This is a genomic window from Legionella worsleiensis (genome assembly GCF_001467535.1).
Lineage (GTDB): Bacteria > Pseudomonadota > Gammaproteobacteria > Legionellales > Legionellaceae > Legionella > Legionella worsleiensis.
Window position 1 is genome coordinate 56571 of record NZ_LNZC01000031.1, and the last position, 955, is coordinate 57525.

Genomic DNA, 955 nt, shown 5'->3' on the forward strand with positions numbered 1-955 from the left:
TACCTTTGAAAATGCCGGTCATACCATTACTGCGATTAACGGTACAGCCATAGCCGTAGGCGGAAGTGTGGCTGTGGTTAACGGCAGTGTGTTGCTTAATGCCGACGGTACTTTAAGTTTTAGCCCAGCCGCTAATTTCAACGGAACGACTGATTTTACGTACACCGTCACTTCTGGCGGAACGACGGAAACGGCTACCGTTACTATGACGGTGAATGCGGTGAACGATGCGCCAGTGAACAGTGTGTCTGGTGCACAAACCCTGAGTGAAGACGCTACCCAAGTGTTCAGCTCTGCCAACGGTAATGCGCTCAGCGTTGCCGATATTGACAGTGCGGTGGTGACGACGACCGTTTCTGTACTGCACGGCAGTTTGACGGCTGTTGCAACTGCAGGCGTGACCATCACCAATAACGGCACCGGATCGGTTACTTTAAGCGGTTCTCCTGCAGCAATCACTGCGGCTTTAGACGGCTTAAGTTACAGCCCAATAGCGGATTACCACGGTTCTGATACCTTGACCATGAGCACTACTGACGGTGCGCTGCTCGACAGCGATACCGTAGGCATTACCATTAATCCTGTAGTGGATATTGCCGATGATGCTTTTGCGACCAATGAAGACACGGCTGCCGTTTTAGATGTCAATGCGAACGATACCTTTGAAAATGCAGGTCATACCATTACTGCGATTAACGGTACAGCCATAGCCGTAGGCGGAAGTGTGGCTGTGGTTAACGGCAGTGTGTTGCTTAATGCCGACGGTACTTTAAGTTTTAGCCCAGCCGCTAATTTCAACGGAACGACTGATTTTACCTACACCGTCACTTCTGGCGGAACTACAGAAACGGCTACCGTTACTATGACGGTGAATGCGGTGAATGATGCGCCAGTGAACAGCGTGTCTGGCGCACAAACTCTGAGTGAAGACGCCAATCAAGTATTCAGCTCTGCC

The 955-nt window shown here is 50.8% G+C and carries 1 protein-coding gene; it reads left to right on the plus strand.

Annotated features, from left to right (window positions below; translation table 11 throughout):
- A partial coding sequence (locus tag Lwor_RS12100) for a tandem-95 repeat protein (protein WP_193786624.1) occupies window positions 1–955 on the plus strand: 955 nt, incomplete at both ends.